The 22,164-nt window shown below is 76.6% G+C and carries 10 protein-coding genes and 2 pseudogenes; 8 read left to right on the top strand and 4 right to left on the bottom strand.

Annotated features, from left to right (window positions below; translation table 11 throughout):
* Positions 1-95: 95 nt before the first annotated feature.
* From AB0947_RS30070 to AB0947_RS30080, 3 genes are read right to left on the bottom strand one after another with little or no spacing between them, the layout of a single operon-like run.
* A complete protein-coding gene (locus tag AB0947_RS30070) occupies positions 96-1,976 on the bottom strand; it encodes a BTAD domain-containing putative transcriptional regulator (protein WP_366753497.1) in 1,881 nt (626 codons plus the stop codon).
* Positions 1,977-2,003: 27 nt separating this feature from the next.
* Positions 2,004-2,537: a chloramphenicol phosphotransferase CPT gene (gene cpt, locus AB0947_RS30075; RefSeq protein WP_366753498.1), complete on the bottom strand. Its 534-nt coding sequence runs from the start codon at positions 2,535-2,537 to the stop codon at positions 2,004-2,006.
* A 60-nt stretch (positions 2,538-2,597) separates the two neighbouring features.
* Positions 2,598-5,447, bottom strand: coding sequence for a BTAD domain-containing putative transcriptional regulator (locus tag AB0947_RS30080; RefSeq protein WP_366753499.1), 2,850 nt, complete (start codon positions 5,445-5,447; stop codon positions 2,598-2,600).
* A gap of 797 nt (positions 5,448-6,244) precedes the next feature.
* On the opposite strand from AB0947_RS30080, the gene AB0947_RS30085 reads away from it, so the two are divergent.
* A complete protein-coding gene (locus tag AB0947_RS30085; RefSeq protein ID WP_366753500.1) occupies positions 6,245-7,132 on the top strand; it encodes an NAD(P)-dependent oxidoreductase in 888 nt (295 codons plus the stop codon).
* Positions 7,133-7,322: 190 nt separating this feature from the next.
* Here the strand turns inward: AB0947_RS30085 and AB0947_RS30090 are convergent, their stop codons facing one another.
* A complete protein-coding gene (locus AB0947_RS30090; protein WP_366753501.1) occupies positions 7,323-8,015 on the bottom strand; it encodes a hypothetical protein in 693 nt (230 codons plus the stop codon).
* A 309-nt stretch (positions 8,016-8,324) separates the two neighbouring features.
* Between AB0947_RS30090 and AB0947_RS30095 the strand changes: the two genes are divergently transcribed.
* From AB0947_RS30095 to AB0947_RS30125, 7 genes and pseudogenes are all read left to right on the top strand, one after another.
* Positions 8,325-9,554 carry a glycoside hydrolase family 88 protein gene (locus tag AB0947_RS30095; protein WP_366753502.1) on the top strand — a complete coding sequence of 410 codons (1,230 nt, stop codon included), beginning with the start codon at positions 8,325-8,327 and terminating at the stop codon, positions 9,552-9,554.
* Between the two features lie 160 nt (positions 9,555-9,714).
* Positions 9,715-9,881: pseudogene (locus tag AB0947_RS30100) on the top strand (diguanylate cyclase); the annotation flags it as partial.
* Between the two features lie 277 nt (positions 9,882-10,158).
* Positions 10,159-10,251: pseudogene (locus AB0947_RS30105) on the top strand (AraC family transcriptional regulator); the annotation flags it as partial.
* A gap of 169 nt (positions 10,252-10,420) precedes the next feature.
* Entirely contained in the window at positions 10,421-10,582 is a 162-nt protein-coding gene (locus AB0947_RS30110) for a hypothetical protein (RefSeq protein WP_366753503.1), read from the top strand.
* 206 nt (positions 10,583-10,788) lie between these two features.
* Positions 10,789-11,640, top strand: coding sequence for an EamA family transporter (locus AB0947_RS30115; RefSeq protein WP_366753504.1), 852 nt, complete (start codon positions 10,789-10,791; stop codon positions 11,638-11,640).
* Positions 11,641-11,875: 235 nt separating this feature from the next.
* The gene (locus AB0947_RS30120; protein ID WP_366753505.1) at positions 11,876-17,377 is read left to right on the top strand and encodes an SDR family NAD(P)-dependent oxidoreductase; all 5,502 of its coding nucleotides are present in this window, start codon (positions 11,876-11,878) and stop codon (positions 17,375-17,377) included.
* The gene (locus AB0947_RS30125) at positions 17,377-22,125 is read left to right on the top strand and encodes a type I polyketide synthase (RefSeq protein WP_366753506.1); all 4,749 of its coding nucleotides are present in this window, start codon (positions 17,377-17,379) and stop codon (positions 22,123-22,125) included. The genes AB0947_RS30120 and AB0947_RS30125 overlap by 1 nt, the downstream gene beginning before the upstream one ends.
* Positions 22,126-22,164: the final 39 nt, after the last annotated feature.

A 22,164-nucleotide genomic window follows, 5' to 3' on the forward strand; every position in this document is an offset into this window, starting at 1 on the left:
CCGCGCACTTGTCGGCGTACGCCTCGCCCTGGTCCCGCAGGCTGCGGACTCGGCCAGGGTGCGGTCGGGCTGGGGTGTCTCCGGTTCCGCTCCTCTCACGGCCCCGCGTCTTCGGCGAGGTCGGCGGCCAGGGCGGCCAGCGGGAACTCCCTGCGGGTCGCCGCACGCGCGGCGACCACGGCCAGGGCGGAGGGCAGCCGGCCGCACCGGCGGAGGATCTCCGTCACGGCCTCCGGCTCAGCGGCCAGCCGCGCTGCGCCGATCCGCCGGGCGAGCAGCTCACGGGCGTCTTCCGCGGAGGGCAGCCCCAGGCACAGCGTACGAAGGCCCGTGACGGCCCGCTCCCGGGGCTCGGTCAGCCCGAGGGGCCCGGCTGGCCCGGCGGGGGCGCCCACGGCGGGTGTGGCCGGTCCGGTGGCTCCGGTCGCCCCGGTGGCTTCCGCCTGCCCGCCGGGTCCGGTCGCCGCGGGGCCGGCACACGCGGCCGACCCGGTCTCCCGAGCGGCCCCGGCCGTTCCGGCCGCCGCGCTCGGTCCGGTCGACCCGCCCCGGCTCGTGACCACCGTCAGGCAGCCCGGCACCTCCGGCAGCAGCGGACGGATCTGTCCGAGACAGGCGGCGTCGTCCAGCAGGACCAGCAGCCGGCGCCCCGCCAGCGCACCGCGGTACTCCGCGGCGAGGGCGGTCACGCCCGCGTGCGTGCTCCGCGCGGGCACCCCGAGGGCCGCCAGCAGCCGGCACAGTGCCTCGGCCGGCTCCAACGCGGCCTGACCGAGCGCCGATCCACCCAGCTCCAGGTGGAGCCGGCCGTCCGGGAAACGGTCGGCGACCCGGTGCGCCCAGTGGACCGCCAGCGCGCTCTTGCCGACACCGGCCGGACCACTGATCAGCACGGCCGGCGCGGGGTGGGCACCGGTCAGCGGGGCCGGCGCGGCCAGGATGCCCCGCGCACCGGGCACCGCGTCGGCGTCGCACAGGGCATCCGGCGCTGCCCGTGCGGACCCCCTGTCGCCCCAGGGGCCCGGCCGTGCGCTCACCGGTTTCCCGTCCAACAGCGTGTCCAGCGCGGCCAGTTCCCGCTCGCGTCCCGTGAAGACAGGCAGGTCCGGGGGGAGTTGTGCCGGGGCGACGAAGGGCCGGACGGGGGACGGTGGGCCGGCGGGGAGCCGGTGACGGGCGGGGCGTATCTGCTGGCGCAGGACCCGGGCGTGGGCCGCGGCCAGTTCGGCGCCGGGCGCGACCCCCAGCTGTGCGGCGAGGTCGCGGCGCGCGCCCTCGTAGGCGGCCAGCGCGTCCGCCTGATGGCCGCACGCCGCCAGCGACAGGATCAGGCGGGCCAGCAGCGGCTCGTCGAGCGGGTTCAGGGCGGCGGCCCGGCGCAGGCCCGGCAGCACCTGGTCCGCGCGCCCGCACAGCAGCGCGGCGTCCGCCGCCATCCGCGCCGTGCGGAGGACCTCGCGGTCCACGGCCGCGAAGTGCGGATGCGCGCGCACCGGTCCCGGCAGGTCGGCCGCCACCGGGCCGCGCCACAGCCGCAGGGCCGCGGCGAAGTGCCGTACCGCCTGCTCGGGGCGCCCGGTGGCGGCGGCCCGCATGCCCCGCCGGCCGAAGGCGCGGAAGCGCAGCAGGTCGGCCTCGTCGGCCGCCGCCTCCAGCAGGTAGCCGCCCGTGCGGCCCAGCAGGCGCCGCCCGGGCGCCCGCGGCGGCAATCCGGGCTCCAGCAGCCTGCGCAGCGTGCCGACGTGGCGCCGTACCGCGTTCGGCGCGCTGACGGGCGGCCGGCCGGGCCAGAGCACGTCGACGATCGTGCTGGTCCGCACGGGCCGCCCCGGCCACACCATGAGCACGCCGAGCAGGGCCCGTGCCTGCGGATAGCCGAGATCCAGCTCGCTGCCCGCGCTCAGCACCCGCAGCGGGCCGAGCACCTCGAACCGCAGCGTCCCGGACCGCGTCCCGTCACCGGGCCCGTCGGGCACGCGCACCACCCGGTCGCCGGTCGCCGGTCAGCGGACGCGGGCCGCGATGGTCCGCGCGCACATCAGGGACTCGGTGTGGGTGGTGTCCACCTCCAGGTCGTACGACACTCCGTCGTGCACCACGCCGGCCTGGGCCGCCGCCATGCCCCGGGGCCGGTCCCCCCGGGCGATCTCGCGGGCCGCGGCGACCTCGGCGTCGCACCGCACCCCCACCCACAGGACGTCCAGTCCGGCGAGGGCCGTGCGCCACCGCTGCTGGGAGGCCGCTCCGCCGAGGAAGACGTCGTCCACGACGACCCTGGCGCCGGCGCGGGCCGTCGCCGCGATGCCCTCCATCCAGGCCGCCTCCAGCGCCCGGAAACCCGCGCCGACCCGCACCCCGCCGTCCTCGGCGAACTCGATGCCCCCGTCGTCCCCTTGGAGCCGCGGGGGCAGCGCGTCGACCAGCGAGTCGATGCCGAACACCAGCCAGGGGTCGGGCAGTACGGCCTGCAGACACCGCCCGATCCCCGACTTGCCCGCGCTGGAACCACCGTTGAGAAGGATCACCCGAGTCGTCACCGTGCCAGCCTACGGAGCCGTCCGGCCGATCGGCCAACCCGTTCCGCGCCCCGGGCGCCGTCATCCCGCACCGGACCGCTCCTCCCGCCCGGCGAGCCGGTCCCGGACCCGTTCCGCGTCCGGATGGCCGAGCCGGGTGAGCAGGGCGAGGGCCTGCTCCCAGGCGGCCCGCGCACCCTCCCGGTCACCGGTGGCCAGGTGTGTGTCGCCCATGCGGGTCAGCGTGTCGGCCTCCGGGTACGGCGCCCCGAGCGCCCGGTACAGCGTGAGCGCGTTGCGGTAGCCGAGCAGGGCGTGCGGGTGCCGGCCGAGGCAGTGGTAGGCGTAGGCGATGCTGTCCCAGGTCGCCGCCTGGCCGTACCGGTCGCCCAGGTCCTGGAGCAGGGCCAGCGCCTCGAAGCAGCGCGCGAGGGCCGGCCGGTACTCACCGCGCAGCGCGTGGTACCAGCCCACGGAGTTGAGGACGCTGGCCTGCGCCGGCCGGGATCCGGCGGTGCGGTACAGCTCCAGCGCGAGCTGGTTGTGCCGCAGGGCCCCCGCCAGGTCGCCCTCCTGCTCGCACGCCCAGCCCAGACTGCGGTGCGTGCCCGCCCGGCCGACGGTGTCCGCGGCGAGGGTGAACAGCGTGAGCGCCCGCCCGAGATGGGCCCGGCTCTCGCCGGACAGGCCCAGCCTGCCCTCCGCCCGGCCGAGCCCGCGCAGGGCGCGCGCCTCCAGGACGGGGTCGGCGAGCCGCAGCGCGGCGCCGAGCGCGGTGCGCTGGGCGGCCAGTCCGTCGTGCCAGTGGCCGCGCCGCTCGAAGTACGGCTCCAGGGCCCAGGCCAGCAGGCACGCGTACCGGTCGTGGCCGGTCGCGGCCGCCGCCCGGACGACGGCCGGCAGCGCCGGGTGCTCGGCGGTGAGCCAGGCGAGGGCGGCGCTGTCGTCGGCGAACGGAGCGTCCCCCGGGTCCAGAGGCGCGGCCGGCGGTGCCGGGGCGTCCCCGCCGGGGTCGAGCAGCGCGCCGGCGGCGTGGGCGTGCTCCGCGTAGTGCCGGAACAGCCGGTCGCGGGCCTCCTCCCGCTCGGCCTCGGTGTGGTGCTCGGCGAGGAGGTCACCGGCGTGGGCGCGGAGCAGGTCGTGCAAGCCGTAGCGCCCGGGCGCCGGTTCGGTGACGAGGTGGACGGCGGCGAGTTCGCCGAGCAGTGAGCGCGCCCGGCGCCGCGGCAGCCCGGCGAGCGCGGCGGCGGTGGGCGCCGACACGTCCGGGCCGGGGTGCAGGGCGAGCAGCCGGAACAGCCGGGCGGCGGCGGACGACACGGCCCGGACGGACCAGGAGAAGACGGTGGCGACGTCCACCGGGGTGCCGGGCCGGGTGAACCCCTCCAGGGTGCCGCGGGTCGCGCGCAGTTCGGCGGCCACGGCCGCCAGCGGGAAGTCCGGGCGCAGGGCGGCGCGGGCGGCCACGCAGGCCAGGGCGAGGGGCAGCCCGGCGCACCGGGCGACGATCTCGTCCACCGCCCGCGGCTCGGCGGCGATCCGGCCGGCGCCCAGCCGTGCGGTGAGGAAGTCCCGCGCCTGGCCGGCGTCGAACGGCCGCAGGGTCAGCGAGCGGGCGCCGTGCGCGGCCACCAGCCCCGTCAGGTCGTCCCGGCTGGTGACGATGGCGAGGCAGCCGGGCGTGCCGGGCAGCAGCGGCCGTACCTGCTCGGCGTCCCGGGCGTTGTCCAGCAGCACGAGCACCCGGCGTCCCGCGAGCACACTGCGGTACAGCGCGGCCTGCGCGGACAGGCCCTGCGGGACGTGCTCGGGCGGCACCCCGAGCGCGTGCAGGAAACCGCGGACGGCCTCACCGGGGTCGGTGACCGTGCCCGAGGGGGCGAAGCCGCGCAGGTCGACGTAGAGCTGCCCGTCCGGGTACCGGTCCGCGACGCGGTGGGCCCAGTGGACCGCCAGCGTGGTCTTGCCCACCCCGGCCATCCCGCCGAGCGCCGAGATCAGCACCGTCCCGACGGGCTCCCCGGCGGCGAACGGGTCCAGCAGTTCGGCCAGTTCGGTGTCCCGGCCGGTGAACGCGGGCAGGTCGTGCGGCAGTTGGGCGGGTACGACGGGACGCGCGGCGACGGCATGAGCGGGCGGCGGCTCCGCCGGGTCCCCGTCCCCTGCCCCGCCCAGCGCCGTCCGGTGGACCTCCTGGAGTTCGGGACCGGGGTCGATGCCCAGCTCCTCGGCGAGACGGCGGCGGGCGTCCCGGGACACGGCGAGCGCCTCGGCCCGCCTGCCGGTGGCCGCGAGGGCCAGGACCAGCCGGGCCAGCAGGGGCTCGTCCAGCGGGTGCGCGGCGGTGGCCTCCCGCAGCCGGGCCAGTACCGCGCCGGGGACGCCCGCCTGCGAGGCCGCGTCGGCCGCCTCCCGCAGTACGGCGAGCCGCTCGCGCTCCAGCCTGTCCGCCCCGAGCCGTTCGCGCACATCCGGGGCGACGCCGGAGGCGACGGGACCGGCCCACCGTGACAGCGCCCGTTCGAACAGGTCCACGGCCCGTGCGGGCGCACCCTCGGCGACGGCCCGCCGGGCCTCCTGCCGCAGCTGCCGGAACCGTACGAGATCCACGTCGTCCCCGTCGGTGAGCAGCCGGTAGCCGCCCGCGCCGCGCACCAGCCGGCTCCCCGGCGTCCGCGCGGGCAGCCCCGGCTCCAGCAGCCGCCGCAGCGAGCCGACGTGCCGGCGCACCACGTTGACGGCGGTGGGCGGCGGGCCCGGTCCCCACAGCACGTCGACGATCTCGGGCACGGGGACCGGCTGACCGGCCCGGAGCAGCAGCAGGGCCAGCAGCGCCCGCGCCTGCGGCCCGCCGGCGTCCAGCTCCTCGGCCCCCCGCCAGACCCGCACCGGCCCCAGCACCGCGAACCGCACCGGCACCCCCTGTGGCATCCCGCCCCCTCCGCTCACTCCTTCGGCCCCCGACTGTACGTGTCCGGAGAAAGCCGGCAGGAACGGCGGACCCCGGGACAGCGGCGCGCTACCGGTCCCGGACTCCGCGCCGGGGCGCCGGACGAGCGACAGGCAGGTCGGCGGGGGCACTTCCGGTTCGTGGAGCGGGGCGAGCCGGCGGTCCCGGGTCCGGCTGCGGGCCGCGCGGGGACTGCCCGAGCCGTTGCCGGGGGAGACGCGGACCGGCAGGCGGCAGGCGGCAGGCGGCAGGCGGCACCGGCTCCGGGGACCGGCCCCGTATGCGCCCGGTGGCGGCGACCAGGGCGTACGCACGCACGGCAGCTCCGCCGGGCCGGCCGGCCGGACGCACGGCACGGCCCGCCCGGCCGGCGGACCGGTGCCCTTCAGGGCCGCGGGCTCGTGGGCGAGCGGGGTGGGTTCCCCACCGCGCGGCAGCCGCGGGCACCGGCCGGGCACCGGCCGGGGACGTGCCGGGCCGGCCGAGTCCGTCGGTGCGCACGCCGTGGGCGGTGAGGGCCGTCCGGACGCTCGTTCCCGGACGGCCCGGCAGGGCGGCACGCCGGAGGAGCGCCTCGGCGTGCCGCACGCCGGGCGGGTGGAAGATCTTCCTGGCGGGCGGGTCCGTATCCTCACCCGGAGACGCGGATCGGCCGGCCCGCCGCCGAACCGGCCCGGAAGACGCCGTACCCGATGCCGCATGCCGACAGACCGCCGGGCGGGGCCGGACGGCCCGGTCCGCGCCGCCAAAGCCGCACAGCCACCTGGGAGTTGACGTCATGACCGACAAGCTCACCGTGAGTGTCCTGGGCACCGGCATCATGGGTGCCGCGATGGCCCGCAACCTCGCGCGGGCCGGACACACCGTCCGCGCCTGGAACCGTACCCGCGCCAAGGCCGAACCGCTCGCCGCCGACGGCGCGCACGTCGCCGGCACGCCCGCCGAGGCCGTCGAGGGCGCCGATGTCGTCCTGACCATGCTCTACGACGGCCCGGCCACCCTCGACGTCATGCGCGAGGCGGCCCCCGCGCTGCGCTCCGGTACCGCGTGGGTGCAGTCCACCACCGCCGGTGTCGCGGCCGTCCGCGACCTGGCCGCCTTCGCCCGCGAACACGACCTCGTCTTCTTCGACGCCCCGGTGCTGGGCACCCGCCAGCCCGCGGAGGCCGGCCAGCTCCTCGTCCTCGCCGCGGGGCCGAGCGAGCACCGCGCGACGGTGGCCCCGGTGTTCGACGCGGTCGGGTCCCGCACCGTGTGGACCGGCGAGGACGGCGCGGCCGGTACGGCGAGCCGCCTGAAGCTCGTCGCCAACAGCTGGGTCCTCGCGATCACCGCCGCGGCCGGTGAGGTGCTGGCCCTGGCCCGGGGGCTCGACGTGGACCCGCAGAACTTCTTCGACGCGATCGAGGGCGGCCCGCTGGACATGGGGTACCTGCGCGCGAAGTCGCAGCTCATCCTCGAGGACCGGCTGACGCCGGCCCAGTTCGCGGTGGCGACCGCGGCCAAGGACGCCCGGCTCATCGTCCAGGCGGGTGAGGAGAGCGGTGTGCGCCTCGACGTGGCCGCCGCGAGCGCCGAGCGCATGGAGCGTGCCGCCGGACAAGGCCACGCCGACGAGGACATGGTCGCGGCCTACTTCGCCAGTTTCGGCTCCGCCGAGCGGTGACGGCCTCCCCGCGTGCCGGTGGCACACCGGTGTCCCCGGCGAGGCCGGGCGCCGGCGCGGCGGGGGCCCGCTGAGGGGCGGCGACGGGGTTTCCGTCCGGCAGCCGGCGCCCGGCCGTGGAGGCCGGCCGAGGCGCGGATCTCCGCGTGGCCTCCCTCGGCCGCCACCGGCCACCCGCAGTGGCGGGCGGTCACGCGCCCGCCCCGGCGCCCTCCGTCGTCTCCTGTGCCGCTTCGCCCGGCACGACGTAGAAGACGGACGTGCCCTGCTTGGTGCGCTGGGCGCCGTTCCTCGCCACGAGGCTCTCCAGCGTCGTGCGCACGACCTTCGCCTGGATCCCCCGGTCGGGGTACGCCTTGCCCAGGGCCTCGCTGATCTCCGCGGCCGAACGGGGCTCCGTCTGCTCCGACAGGTGCCGGCGGACGAGTTCGACCAGGGTGGGCTGAGCGGGCTCGGACGGCGCGGCCGTCGTGGCCGCGGACTTCCCGGCGGCCGCCTTCTTCGCCGTCGCCTTCTTGGCTGTTGCCTTCTTCGGTGCCGCCTTCTTGGCCACCGTCTTCGTGGCCACCGTCTTCGTGGCCGCCGTCTTCGTCGCGGCCGGCTCCTTCGCCGCGGGCTTCTTGTCGTCGGCGGGGCGCGTGCCACCGCTCCGCTCGCGCGGGGCGGGTACGACCGCCCGCCCGGCCGGCGCGGCGAGGCCGAGTGCCTGCCGCATGTTCAGCAGGACGGCGTGGTCCTGCTGCAATGTGCTCAACTGCTCCTGCAGCACGGCGATCTCAGCCGTGATGCGTTCCTGCTCCTTGAGGTTGTGTTCGAGATCGTTGGTCACCTGGCTGACGTACTGAGAGGTCAATTCGGTGACGGGCCCGGCGCTTTCCGGCATCAGTTCCTCCGCTCCTGACGGTGCGACACGTGGATGATACGGGTGGGTCAACCCGTTTTCACCGCTGGTGAGGCGGCAGCGGCTGACCGGCAACCCGCTCCGGGCCGCTGCCGGGCGCGCCAGCATACTCGCCCGCGTGCTCGTCCAGGGTCGGCTCCGAGGCCCCGCACCACTGACTCCGGCTCCCGTGCCACCGACCCCTCTCTCCGTTCACGTTGATGAACTCCGCACACATGGGTGTACACCGTCAAGCCCGGTGTGCAAGGCTCGGTCAACTTCTGTCGTTCACAGCGGAGTTGGAGGGCGAGCATGAGCGTTTCCCGGCGTGCGTTGCTGGCCACGGCGGCCGGCGCGGCGGCCGCAGGGGCCTCTGCGGTACCGGCCGCGGCGGCGCCGGACCGGCAGCCATCAGGAGCGACCCCGCGGACACTCCGCGCGGCGGCGGACTACGCCGTGGAGAAGCTCCGTACCGTCGCGCCCGGTGTGACGGGCTACCCGGTCGGAACCAAGTTCGAGAAGTGGACGTACTCGCGCACCGGGGACTGGGTCGGCGGCTTCTGGCCCGGGACACTGTGGATGGCCTGGCTGTACAGCGAGGACGACGCCTTCCGCGCATGGGCGGTCGAGTCGGCCCGGAACCTCGCCCCCCGCCAGTACGACACGAGCACGCACGACCTGGGGTTCCTCTTCTACCCGTCCTGGGTCACCGCCTGGCGCCTGACCGGCGACGACGAGTGGCGCACGGGCGCGGTCCGGGCGGCCGACTCCTTGATCCGGCGGTACAACCCGCACGGGAGGTTCATCCGGGCCTGGGGCGCGCTGACGGACCCCGCCAACGCGGGCCGCGTCATCATGGACACGATGATGAACCTCGATCTGCTGGCGTTCGCGAGCCGGCAGACCGGTGACGACACCTACCTGGACATCGCCGTCGAGCACGCGAGGACCGCGCAGCGCGTCTTCCCGCGGCCCGACGGATCCACCCCGCACGTGTTCGACTTCGACCCGGACACCGGCGCGCCCATCGGCCCGAACACGGTCCAGGGCTACAGCCCCGCCTCCTGCTGGTCGCGCGGGCAGGCCTGGGGCATCTACGGCTTCACCACGATGTACCGGCGGACCGGGCACACGGAGTTCCGGGACACCGCGCGCCGGCTCGCCGACTTCGCCATCGGAGCGCTGACCCCGGACCACGTGCCGGTGTGGGACTACCGCGCCCCGCAGCAACCGCACGACATCAAGGACGCCTCCGCCGGCGCCATCATGGCGTGCGGCCTGCTCGACCTGCACGCGGCCACCGGCAGGCACACCTACCGGGAGGTGGCGCTGCGGCTGCTCACCGCGCTCGCGGACACCTGCCTGACGAGGAACTCGGCGCGCGCCGACGCGATCGTGGCCCGCTGCACCCGCAACCGGCCGGCCGAGGACGGCATCGAGGTCTCCCTGCCCTACGCGGACTACTACCTCCTCGAAGGCATCCTGCGCGTGCTGCGGCCCGACGCCGTCGACCGGGCGATCGACCTGTCGCAGCCGGCCTGAGCCGGCGACGCGGCGACCGCCGAACCGCCCCGTCCCCGTGGACGTGGTGCCGCCCGGCCCCGCCGGACGGCACTGAGGCCACGGCGTCCTGGGCGCGAACGACTGGCAAACACCAGGTGCAAAGACGGCCGACGAGTCCGCGGCCGGCGCAGTCACCGTGCCCGACACCAAGCTCGCCGTGTCCTCGACGCCTTCACCGCGGGCATCCGGGACAAGCCCGAGACCACGTTCGGCAACGTCGAGGCCGGTGTCCTGGAGCACTACGTGCCGGGGTTCGAGCGAGGGGGCTTCGTGCGGACGATCCTCGGATCGCCGTGGCCGGAGTGAGCCCCACGCACCCGCGGCACGTCGGGGCCGTGCCGCCCTTCCCCGGTGTCCTGCTGCCGGACGTGGCAGGACCCGCAGAGGACTTCACGACCGCGAACATCTACGGGCCCGGTACGACGTGCGGGTCGTGTCCGCCGCCGTGGGGCCCGTGGCCACCCCCGCCCAGGTACGGCTGGACGCCGCCAACGGTTGGGAGGAGCTGCCGGCTCGGCTGGGCACGCTCGCGGTGCCGGGCCGGCGGGCCCGACGCGTGGCCTCGGTGTGCGCCGGCGCCTTCATGTTCGCCGAGGCCGGGCTGCTGGAGGGGCGGCGGGCCGCCACGCACTGGCGACCGTCCCCGGAACCGGCGCTCGCCCATCCCGGAGTCACCGTGGAGACGGACGCCCTGTTCGTCCGGCACGGCGACGTCGTCACCTCGGCCGGGGTGAACCGCGAGCGTCGATCTCGCCCTCACCTGACCACCCCGGGACGACGGGCGGGCGCTACGCCGAACCGGTCCGGCTCGAAGCGCGGCCCAGGCGCTCCTGGAAGCGGGCGATGTGCCCGTCGACACCGTGGTGGCCCGTGCCGGCTTCGGCTCGGCGGAGGCCATGCGGCGGGCCTTCCAGAACGTGCTGGGCATCTCACCGACGGTCTGCCGGGCCCGCGGAGAGCCGTGCCCGGACGACCGTCCCCCGGTGAGCCGTGAACCCCTGACGTGAACCCCTGGCCAGGCACCGGTGCCGGTGAGCGTCCCGCCGGCGGCCGGCCGCCCGGGCGGTGCCTCCCGGCTCCGAACGCCCGCCCATGCGGGGCACGTTGTCATCATCACCGGGGCACGGGATCGCGGGTACGGCCGTCGGTATGGTCCTGTGCACCGACGTCCCGCCGCCCCGGAAAGCCGCGCCGCCATCGCCGGGGGGCGCCCGTGGGTGAGGCGCTCGCGCCGGCCTCCGCGCTCTGCTCCGGTGTGACCCACTTCGTGAACGGCCTGGTCGCGCGCAGGAGCGACGGCGTCACCGCGGCCCTCCACGCACAGCTCGCCGGGACCGCGGTCGCGGTGGTGGCGGCGCTCGCGTCCCCCTCCGGCGGCGCGACGGCGGGCGACTACTGGTCCGGGGCCCTGTCGGGCACCGGTACGGGCGTCGGGGTCGCGTTCCTGTACCGCGCCATGGCGCAGGGGCAGATGAGCGTGGTCGTCCCCGTCAGCGATGTGGGGGCCGTCGCCCTTCCCGTCCTGGTGGGCGTGGCCCTCCTCGGGGAACGACCGGCCGCCGTCGCCTGGGCCGGGATCGCCGTCGCCGTACCGGCGCTGTGGCTCGTCGCCCAGGCCGCGGGGCCGGGTACGGACCGTCACAGCGCCGGGCCGGTGACCGCCGGGGTGCCCGCCGCGCTGGCCGCGAGCGTCGGCTTCGGGGTGCAGTTCCTGGCGATGGCCCGGGTGGGGGCGGACGGCGGCCTGTGGCCCGTCGTCGTCAGCCGGGTCGTGTCCGTGGTGGTGATCGCCGTGGTGCTCGCCCTGTACCGGTCCCCGGTGACGCTGCCCGGCAGGCTCGCGGCCGTGGCCGGCGCGGGCGGTGCGGTCGGGACCGTGGCCGTCCTCCTCTACCTCGCCGCGACGCGGCACCAGCTGATGGCCGTGGCCACCGTGCTGTCCGCGCTCTACCCGGCCATCCCGGTGCTGCTGGCTCTGGCCTTCCTGCACGAGCGGCTCACCCGCCGGCAGACCGCCGGACTGGTGTGCGCGGCCGCCGCCATCGCGCTCCTCGCCCTGCGCTGACACCGTGGCCGACACCCCCCCACGGCGGACCGGCCCGGGAGACTCACCGATCGCCGGGCCGTGCGTCCCGCGGGACCCCTTAGTCGCCGCGGGGGGCCCTGGGGGCTGTAGGGGTGTCCCGCGTCATCGGCGCCTGCCTAGCCTCCGACAGCGGAGGGGAAGCGGACCGGAAACCGTCCGGAGGCGATCCGCACGGCCGAGGCCCTCACTTCGATCTCGATCGGATGGCGCGCTGGTGAACAACGAAGAGCAACTGCTCGACTATCTCAGGCGGACGACCGCGGATCTGCGGGAGGCGCGGCGACGGCTGCGCGAGAACGAGCAACGCGCACACGGCCCCGTCGCCGTCGTCGGCATCGGCTGCCGCTACCCGGGCGGCGTCACCACCCCCGAGGAGCTGTGGGAGCTGGTCGCCACGGGCACCGACGCGGTGTCGGACTTCCCCGCCGACCGCGGCTGGGACGTGGACGCCCTGTACGACCCCGACCCGGCGCGGCCCGGCAGGACCTACGCCCGCACCGGCGGATTCCTGTACGACGCCGCCGACTTCGACCCCGACTTCTTCGGCATCAGCCCCCGCGAGGCCCTCGCCATGGACCCGCAGCAGCGGCTGCTGCTGGAGACCTCCTACGAGGCCTTCGAACGGGCCGGCATCGTCCCGGCCTCCCTGCGCGGCAGCCGTACCGGCGTGTTCGCCGGCGTGATGTACAACGACTACGCCACCCGCCTCACCTCCGTACCCGACGACCTCGACGGCTACCTCGCCAACGGAAGCGCCGCCAGCATCGCCTCCGGGCGCGTCGCCTACACCTTCGGCCTCGAGGGCCCGGTGGTCACCGTCGACACCGCCTGCTCCTCCTCCCTGGTCGCCCTGCACTGGGCGGTGCGGGCGCTGCAGTCGGGGGAGTGCTCGCTCGCCCTGGCCGGCGGTGTCACCGTGATGTCCACGCCGGAGACGTTCATCGACTTCAGCCGGCAGCGCGGACTCGCGCCGGACGGACGCTGCAAGGCGTTCTCGGCGGCGGCCGACGGCACCGGCTGGGGCGAGGGCGCCGGCATGCTGCTGCTGGAACGGCTCGCCGACGCCCAGCGCAACGGGCACCCCGTGCTCGCCGTGATCCGGGGCAGCGCGGTCAACTCCGACGGCGCCAGCAGCCGGCTGACCGCGCCCAACGGCCCGTCCCAGCAGCGGGTCATCCGGCAGGCGCTGGCCGGTGCGGGGCTCACCGCCGCCGACGTCGACGTGGTCGAGGCACACGGCACCGGCACCTCCCTCGGCGATCCCATCGAGGCGCAGGCGCTGCTCGCGACGTACGGCCGCGAACACCCCGCCGACCGGCCGCTGCTGCTCGGCTCGGTCAAGTCCAACCTCGGGCACACCCAGGCCGCGGCCGGTGTCGCGGGCGTCATCAAGATGGTGCTGGCCATGCGGCACGGCGAGGTGCCGCCCACCCTCCACGTCGACGCCCCCACGGACCAGGTCGACTGGGACGCGGGCGCCGTCGAACTGGCCCTTGAGCGGCGCCCGTGGCCCGCCACCGGACGGCCCCGCCGCGCCGCCGTCTCCTCCTTCGGCATCAGCGGCACCAACGCGCACGTGGTGCTGGAGGAGGCATCCGCCGACACGGCTACCGGCGACCCGGCGTCCGCCGACCCGGTCTCCGGCGACCCGGCCGCGACCGAGGGTGAGCTCGACTCGTCCGCGGGCAAGGCCGGTCACGTCCCCTGGATCGTCACCGGCCGCACCCGGCAGGCCCTCGCCGCGCAGCTCGCGCGCCTGCGCGACCACGTCGACGCGCGCCCCGGCCTGCGCCCGGCCGACCTCGGCCTGTCGCTGGCCACCACCCGTGCCCACTTCGAGCACCGCGCCGTCGCCGTCGGCCGGGACACCGGCGAACTGCTCACCGCGCTCGCCGCCGCTGCCCCGCTCACCCCCGTCGGCGGCAAGACGGCGTTCCTGTTCACCGGCCAGGGAGCGCAACGCCCCGGCATGGGCCGGGCCCTGTACCGGGCCTTCCCGGTGTACGCCGAGGCCTTCGACGCGGTGTGCGCGCTCGCCGACCAGGGCCTTGCCCGGCCGCTCGCCGAAGTGATCGACGCCGACGCCGAGTCGCTGACCCGGACCGACTACGCGCAGACCGCCCTGTTCGCCACCGAAGTGGCCCTGTACCGCCTCCTGGAGTCCTGGGGCGTGACCCCGGACTTCGTCGCCGGGCACTCCGTCGGCGAACTCGCCGCCGCCCATGTCGCCGGGGTGCTGTCCCTGCCGGACGCCGTCCGGCTCGTGCTCGCGCGCGGCACCCTGATGGCCGCCCTGCCCCCGGGCGGCGCCATGGCCGTGCTGCGCGCCGGTGAGGACGAGGTCGCCCCCCACCTGGACGACCGGGTCGGCCTCGCCGCCGTCAACGGCCCCCGGTCGGTGGTCGTCTCGGGCACCGAGGAGGCCGTCGACGCCCTCGCCGCCCGCTTCGGCAAGGGCAAGCGGCTGACGGTGTCGCACGCGTTCCACTCGCCGCTGATGGAGCCGATGCTCGCCGACTTCGCCGAGGCCGCCGCCGCGTGCTCCTACTCGGAGCCGCGCATCCCGGTCGTCTCCACGCTCACCGGCGCCCTCGCCGGACCCGGCCTGCTGACCAGCCCGGACCACTGGGTGGACCACGTCCGCGGGACCGTCCGCTTCGCCCCCGCCCTGACCGCCCTGCACGAGCTGGGCGTCCGGACGTTCCTCGAAGTCGGCCCCGACGCGGCCCTCACCGCCCTGGCCGCGGACTGCCTGCCCGAGGACAGCGTGACCGTCGCCGGGCTGCGCCGCGACGGCGACGAGGAACGCGACCTGGTCACGGCCGTGGCCCGGCTGCACGCGGCCGGCACCGCCGTCGACTGGGCGGCGTTCTTCGCCCCGCACGGCGCCCGCCGCACCGAGCTGCCCACCTACGCCTTCCAGCGCGAACGTCTCTGGCTGGAGGCCGCCCCGAGCGGCAGCGGCGACGCCGACGGCCTCGGCCAGAGCGCCACCGGGCACCCGCTGCTGAGCGCCGCGAGCGACCTGCCCGACACCGGGGGAGCGGTCCTCACCGGCCGGCTCTCCCTCGCCTCCCACCCCTGGCTGGCCGACCACGCCGTCCACGGGACCGTACTGCTGCCCGGCACCGGCTTCGTGGAGATGGCCCTCCAGGCCGCGGAGCGCATCGGCTGCACCACCGTCGAGGAACTCACCCTGCACGCCCCGCTGATCCTGCCCGAGCAGGGCGCGCTCGCCGTACAGGCCGCCGTCGGGCCCGAGCGGGACGGACGGCGGGAGCTGACCGTGTGGTCCCGCCGCGCCGACGGCCCCGACACGCCGTGGACCCGCAACGCCGCCGGCGTCCTCACCACCGCCCCCGCCGACGCCGCGACCCCGGCCGGCCTGCCCGACTGGCCGCCCCGGGACGCCGAACCCGTCGACCTGGACGGCCTCTACCCGGGCCTGGCGCGCACCGGTTACGGCTACGGCGAGGTCTTCCAGGGCCTGCGCGCCATGTGGCGCCGCGGTGACGAACTGTTCGCCGAGGCGGCACTGCCGGAGGGCGCCCGCGCCACCGCCGCCGCGTTCGCCGTCCACCCGGCGCTGCTGGACGCCGTCCTGCATGTCAACCTGCTGGACCTGCCCGGCGGCCAGGCGGTGCTGCCGTTCGCCTGGGGCGGTGTCACCCTGCACGCGGCGGGCACCGACACCCTGCGCCTGCACCTGGCCCCGTCGGGCCCCGAGGCCGTCACCCTCACCCTCGCCGACGCCGCCGGGGCGCCCGTCGCCACCGTGCGCAGCCTCGTGGCCCGCCCCGTCTCCGCCGAACAGCTCGCCGGGGACGGCGACGAGCCGCTGTACCGGATCGACCTCGTCCCGGCACCGGTCCCGGCGGCCACCGAGGTCCCGGCCCTCGCGGTGTGCGGCTTCGGCGGCACCGCCTCGGGCGAGGGCGAGGCGGCCGGCGCCCACGACGCCGTCCTCGACGCTCCCCGCCACCCCGGCCTGGCCGCCCTCACCGCCGCCGGCCCTGTCCCCGGCCTGGTCGTCCTGCCGGTACCGGGCGCCCCGGACCCCGTGCCGGACCTCCCCGCTCTCGTCCGCGACCGCGTGCACGCCACCCTGGACATCCTCCGCGCCTGGCTCGCCGACGACCGCTGCGCCGGCAGCCGGCTCGCCGTGCTGCTGCGGACCGGCGACCTCGCCCACGCCCCGCTCTACGGACTCGTACGCGCCGCGCAGGCCGAGAACCCCGGCCGGTTCCTGCTGGTCGACAGCGACGGCAGCGCGGCCCCGGGCCCCGCCCTCGCCGCCGCGCTCGCCGCCGGTGAACCGGAGGTCGCGGTGCGGGACGGCGAGGTGCGGGTGCCCCGGCTGGCCCGCGCCAAGGCCGGCGAACCGCCCGTGTGGGATCCGGACGGCACCGTCCTGATCACCGGCGGCACCGGTGGCCTCGGCGCGCTGATCGCCCGCCACCTGGTCACCGAGCACGGCGTACGGCACCTGCTGCTGGCCGGCCGGCGCGGCGCGGACGCCCCTGGCGCCGCCGAACTCGGCGACGAGCTGGCGCAGTTGGGCGCCGAGGTGACCCTCGCCCGGTGCGACGCCGCCGACCGGGACGACCTGGCCGCGCTGCTCGCCGCGCACGAGGTGCGGGCGGTGGTGCACGCCGCCGGTGTCGTCGACAACGGCGTGCTGGCCGCCCTGGACGCGGACAAGGTCGACCGGGTGCTGCGGCCCAAGGTGGACGCCGCCTGGAACCTGCACGAACTGACCCGCGACAGCGGCCTGTCGGCCTTCGTCCTGCTGTCCTCCACCGCCGGTCTGCTGGTCGGCGGCGGCCAGGCCAACTACGCCGCCGCCAACACCTTCCTCGACGGCCTCGCCGCCCACCGCCGTTCGCTCGGCCTGCCCGCCGTCTCCCTCGCCTACGGACTGTGGTCCGGCTCCGGCGGCATGAGCGCCGGCATCGACGCCGCCGACCTGGAACGGCTGCGCCGGCTCGGCCTGCCGCCGCTCACCCCGGCCCAGGGACTGCGCACCTTCGACGCCGGCCTCGGCGCCGAGGACGCGGTCCAGGTGCCCGTACGCCTGGACGCCGCCGCGGTGCGCGCCCGGCCGGACGGCGTACCCGCCCTGCTGCGCGGCCTGGTCCGGCCGGCCCGGCGGCGCGGCACCGAACCCGCCGCGGGCGCCCCCGCCGGCTCCTGGCGCGAGCGGCTCGCACCGCTGCCCGACGCCGACCGGGACCGCGCCCTGCTGGAGCTGGTCCGCACGCACGTCGCCGGCGTCCTCGGGCACCCCTCGCCGGAGTCGGTCGACCCGGGGCGCGCCTTCCAGGAGATGGGCTTCGACTCGCTCGCCGCCGTCGAACTGCGCAACCTCCTCGCCGGCGCCACCGGCCTCACCCTCCCGGCGACGCTGGTGTTCGACCAGCCCACCCCCCACGCCCTCGCCGCCCACCTCAAGACCGCGCTCGTGCCCGGACCGGCCGACCAGGCGCGCTCCGCACTGGCCGAGCTGGACCGGCTCGAAGCCGCCCTGCACGCCCTGCCCGACCAGGACGGCAGCCACGCCCGCGTCACCGCGCGCCTCGAAGCGCTGCTGCGCGGCTGGCAGGACAGCCACGCGCGCCCCACCGACCCCGGGTCGCCGGCCGACGTCCCCGACGTCCGCGACGCCAGCGACGAAGAACTCTTCGCCAGGATCGACAACGAACTGGGAGCCCTGTGATGGAAGACTCGGCCACGGCCGGCAAGCTCCGTGACTACCTCAAGCGGGCCACGACCGAGCTGGAGCGCAGCCGCCGCCGCGTACGGGAGCTGGAGGAGCAGGACCACGAGCCCGTCGCCATCATCGGCATGGGCTGCCGCTACCCCGGCGGCGTGCGCACCCCCGAGGACCTGTGGCGCGTCGTCGACGAGGGCGTCGACGTCGTCACCGAGTTCCCGGCCGACCGCGGCTGGGACGTCGAGGCGATCTACGACCCCGAGCCCGGCGCCCCCGGCAAGACCTACGTCCGCCACGGCGGCTTCCTGCACGACGCAGCCGAGTGCGACCCGGCCTTCTTCGGCATCAGCCCCAAGGACGCCCCCGGCACCGACCCGCAGCAGCGGCTGCTGCTGGAGGTCACCTGGGAGGCCTTCGAGCGGGCCGGTATCGACCCCACCACGGTGAAGGGCACCCCGACCGGCGTCTTCGTCGGCCTGATGCACCACGACTACATCGGCGGCACCATCTCGGGCAGCATCGTCTCCGGCCGCATCGCCTACACCCTCGGCCTGGAGGGGCCCGCGGTCACCATGGACACCGCCTGCTCCTCCTCCCTGGTCGCGCTGCACTCGGCGATCCAGTCGCTGCGCAAGGGGGAGTGCTCCCTGGCGCTGGCCGGCGGCGCCGCCGTCATGGCCAGCCCCGAGATGTTCATCGAGTTCAGCGAGCGCCGCGCGCTGTCCCCCGACGGCCGCTGCCACTCCTTCTCCGAGGACGCGGCCGGTGCCGCCTGGGCCGAGGGCGCCGGCATGCTGCTCGTGGAGCGCCTGTCGGACGCCCTGCGCAACGGCCACCAGGTGCTGGCCGTCGTCCGCGGCTCCGCCGTCAACCAGGACGGCGCCTCCAACGGACTGACCGCGCCCAGCGGCCCGGCCCAGATCCGCGTCATCCGGCAGGCCCTCGCCGACGCCCAGCTCGCCCCGCACCACATCGACGCGGTCGAGGCGCACGGCACCGGCACCACGCTCGGCGACCCCATCGAGGCGCAGGCCGTCATCGCCGCCTACGGGCAGGACCGGCCGGAGGGCCGGCCGCTCTGGCTCGGCTCCATCAAGTCCAACATGGGCCACCCGCAGGCCGCCGCCGGCGTCGGCGCCGTCATCAAGATGGTCATGGCGATGCGCCACGGCACCCTGCCCCGCACCCTGCACGTGGAGAAGCCGTCCACCGCCGTCGACTGGAGCGCGGGCGACGTCCGCCTGCTCACCGAGCCCCGCCCCTGGGAGACCCCCGACGGCCGCCCGCGCCGCGCCGGTGTCTCCTCCTTCGGCATCTCCGGCACCAACGCCCACACCATCCTGGAGGAGGCGCCGCCCGCCGCGACGGACGGGACGCCGGAGGAACGGGCCACGCTGCCCGTCGTGCCGTGGGTGCTGTCCGGCAAGGGCGCCGACGCCGTGCAGCGGCAGGCGGAACGGCTGCTCGCCGTCGCCGGTGACCTCGAACCGTACGACGTCGGGTACTCGCTGGCCACCACGCGCACCGTGTTCACCCACCGGGCCGCCGTCACCGGCCGCGACCGGGACGAGCTGCTGGCCGGTCTGCGCGCCGTCGCCGACGGCAGCCAGGCCCCCGTCGTGGCCCCCGAACCCGGCCGGCTCGGCGTGCTGTTCTCCGGGCAGGGCTCCCAGCGGCCCGGCATGGGCCGCACCCTGCACGCCGCGTTCCCGGTGTTCGCCGCCGCGTTCGACGAGATCTGCGCCGCCTTCGACGCCCACCTGGACCGGCCGCTGCGCGAGGTGATGTCCGACGAGGACACCGACCCCGCCCCGCTGCACCAGACCGTCTACACACAGGCCGCGCTGTTCGCCTTCGAGACCGCCCTGTACCGGCTGCTGGAGCACTGGGGCGTCCGCCCAGACCTGCTCGCCGGGCACTCCATCGGCGAGGTCGTCGCCGCGCACGTCGCCGGCGTCCTGGACCTGCCCGACGCGGTCGCCCTGGTCGCCGCCCGGGGCCGGCTGATGCAGGAACTCCCGGCCGGCGGCGCGATGGTGTCCCTGCTGGCCGCCGAGGCCGAGGTCACGCCGCTGCTCACCGACGGCGTCGACATCGCGGCCGTCAACGGCCCGCGCGCGGTGGTCGTCTCGGGTGACGAGGAGGCCGTGGCCGCCGTGGCCGCCCGCTTCGACAAGACCAAGCGGCTGACGGTGTCGCACGCCTTCCACTCCCAGCGCATGGACCCCATGCTCGACGCGTTCCGCGAGGTGCTGGCGGGCCTCACCTTCCACGAGCCCCGCCTGCCGGTCGTCTCCAACGTCACCGGCCGCCTGGCCGACGAGCTGACCTCGCCCGACTACTGGGTGCGGCACGTCCGCGAGGCCGTCCGCTTCCACGACGGCGTCACCGCGCTGGCCGCCGAGGGCGCCACCCGCTTCCTGGAGGTCGGCCCCGACGCCGTGCTCTCCACCATGGCGCAGGACGTCGTACCGCACGTCATCGCCACGCAGCGCCGCGACCGCGCCGAGGACGCCGCCCTCGTCGACGCCCTGTGCCGGCTGCACCTGACCGGCACCGGCCCCGACTGGCGGACCGTGTTCGCCGGGGGGCGCAAGGTCGACCTGCCCACCTATCCGTTCCGCCGTGACCGGCACTGGGAGGACGCCCCCATCCTCCAGGCCGAGCGCGCCGCGGCGGGCCGCGCGGCCACGGACGCCGCCGACCCGTTCTGGGAGCTGGTCCGGGACCAGGACGTCAGCGCCGTCGCCGCCACGCTCGGCGTCACCGACGAACCCTCCGTCGCCGCCGTCGTACCGGCCCTCGCCGCCTGGCACGAGCAGCGGCAGGCCAACGCCGCCGCCGACGGCTGGCGTTACCGGGTCGGCTGGGAGCCGCTGGCCCCCTCCGCGACCCCCGCGCTCGGCGGCCACTGGCTGGCCGTCGTGCCGGAGGCCGACGACCCGTGGACCACGGCCGTCCTGACCGGGCTCGCCGACCAGGGGCTGCGCGTCGACACCCTCACCGCACCCCGGGCGGCCGGCCGGGCGGAGCTGGCCGCGCTGCTCGCCGGCCGGGGCGGCGTCGACGGCGTGCTGTCCCTGCTGGCACCGGCCGGCCCGCTCACCGCGACCGCCACCCTGGTGCAGGCCCTCGGCGACGCCGGGATCACCGCCCCGCTGTGGTGCGCCACCCGCGACGCCGTCGCCCACGGCACGGCCGCCACCGTCAGCGGCTTCGCCCAGGCCCCGGTGTGGGGCCTCGGCCGGGTCGCCGCCCTGGAACACCCCGACCGCTGGGGCGGACTCGTCGACCTGCCCGCCGAGACGGGCCCGCGGACCGCTGCCCGGCTGGCCGCGCTGCTCGCCGACGCCGGCGGCGAGGACCAGGTCGTCGTCCGCGAGTCCGGCGCCTACGGCCGCCGGCTGGAGCACGCCCCGGCCCGCGCGGGCGCCCCCTGGAAGCCGTCCGGCACGGTGCTGGTCACCGGGGCCACCGGCGCCGTCGGCGCGGCCGTCGCCCGGTGGCTCGCCGCCGAGGGCGCCGACCACCTGCTGCTGACCTCCCGCCGCGGCCCCGACGCACCCGGCGCCGCCGACCTCGTCCGCGAACTCACCGACGCCGGCACCCGGGTGACCCTCACCGCCTGCGACGTCGCCGACCGCACGGCACTGGCCGCACTGCTGGACTCCGTACCGGAACAGCACCCCCTCACCGCCGTCGTGCACCTGGCCGGCGTCCTCGACGACGGCGTCCTGGACGCGCTCACCCCGGACCGGTTCGCCGGCGTCCTCGCCCCCAAGGCCGACGCCGCCCGCCACCTGCACGAACTCACTGCGGACCGGGACCTGTCGGCGTTCGTGCTGTTCTCCTCGCTGACCGCCACCGTCGGCGGCGCCGGACAGGCCAACTACGCCGCCGCCAACGCCTTCCTCGACGCCCTCGCCGAGCACCGGCGCGCCGCCGGGCTGCCCGCCACCTCGATCGCCTGGGGACCCTGGGGCGGCGACGGCATGGCCGCCCACGGCACCGTCCGCTCCGCCGCCCGCGCCATGGGCATGTCCCTCCTCGACCCCGGCCGCGCGCTGACCGCGCTGCGCCGCGCCCTGGACGGCGGCGACACCACCGTCACCGTCGCCGACGTCGACTGGTCCGCGTTCGCGCCCGCGTTCACCGCGACCCGGCCCAGCGCCCTGCTGTCCGCGCTGCCCGAGGCGCGGCGCGGCACGGCCGGGCCCGCAGAGCCGGGCGCGGCCGACGGCTTCGCCGAGAAGCTCGCCGGCCTCACCGGCGGCGAACGCGAACGCGCGCTCCAGGAGCTGGTGTGCGGCCAGGCCGCCGCGGTCCTCGGCTACGGCGGCGCCGACGCCGTCGAGCCCACCACCGCCTTCCGCGACCTCGGCTTCGACTCGCTCACCTCCGTCGACCTGCGCAACCGGATCAGCGGTGCCGCCGGGGTGCCGCTGCCGGCCACGCTCATCTTCGACTACGCCACCCCCGCCGCCCTCGCCAAGTACCTGGGCACCGAACTCGCGGGCGCCGACACCTCCGTGGACTCCGTCCTCGCCGACCTCGAACGGGTCGCGGCCCGGCTCGGCGACCTCACCGCCGAGGACATCGAGCAGGGACGGATCACCGCCCGCCTCCAGACGCTGCTGGGCGACCTGAACAAGACCCTCGGCCAGGACGCCGCCGCCCTCGCCGGACGGCTGGAGGAGGCCTCCGCCGACGACGTCTTCGCCTTCATCGACAACGAACTCGGCTCGGCGTGACCCCACCCTCCCACGACACCCCGGCCCCACCGCAGTCCA

The organism is Streptomyces sp. NPDC047841 (assembly GCF_040704085.1).
GTDB lineage: Bacteria > Actinomycetota > Actinomycetes > Streptomycetales > Streptomycetaceae > Streptomyces > Streptomyces argyrophylli.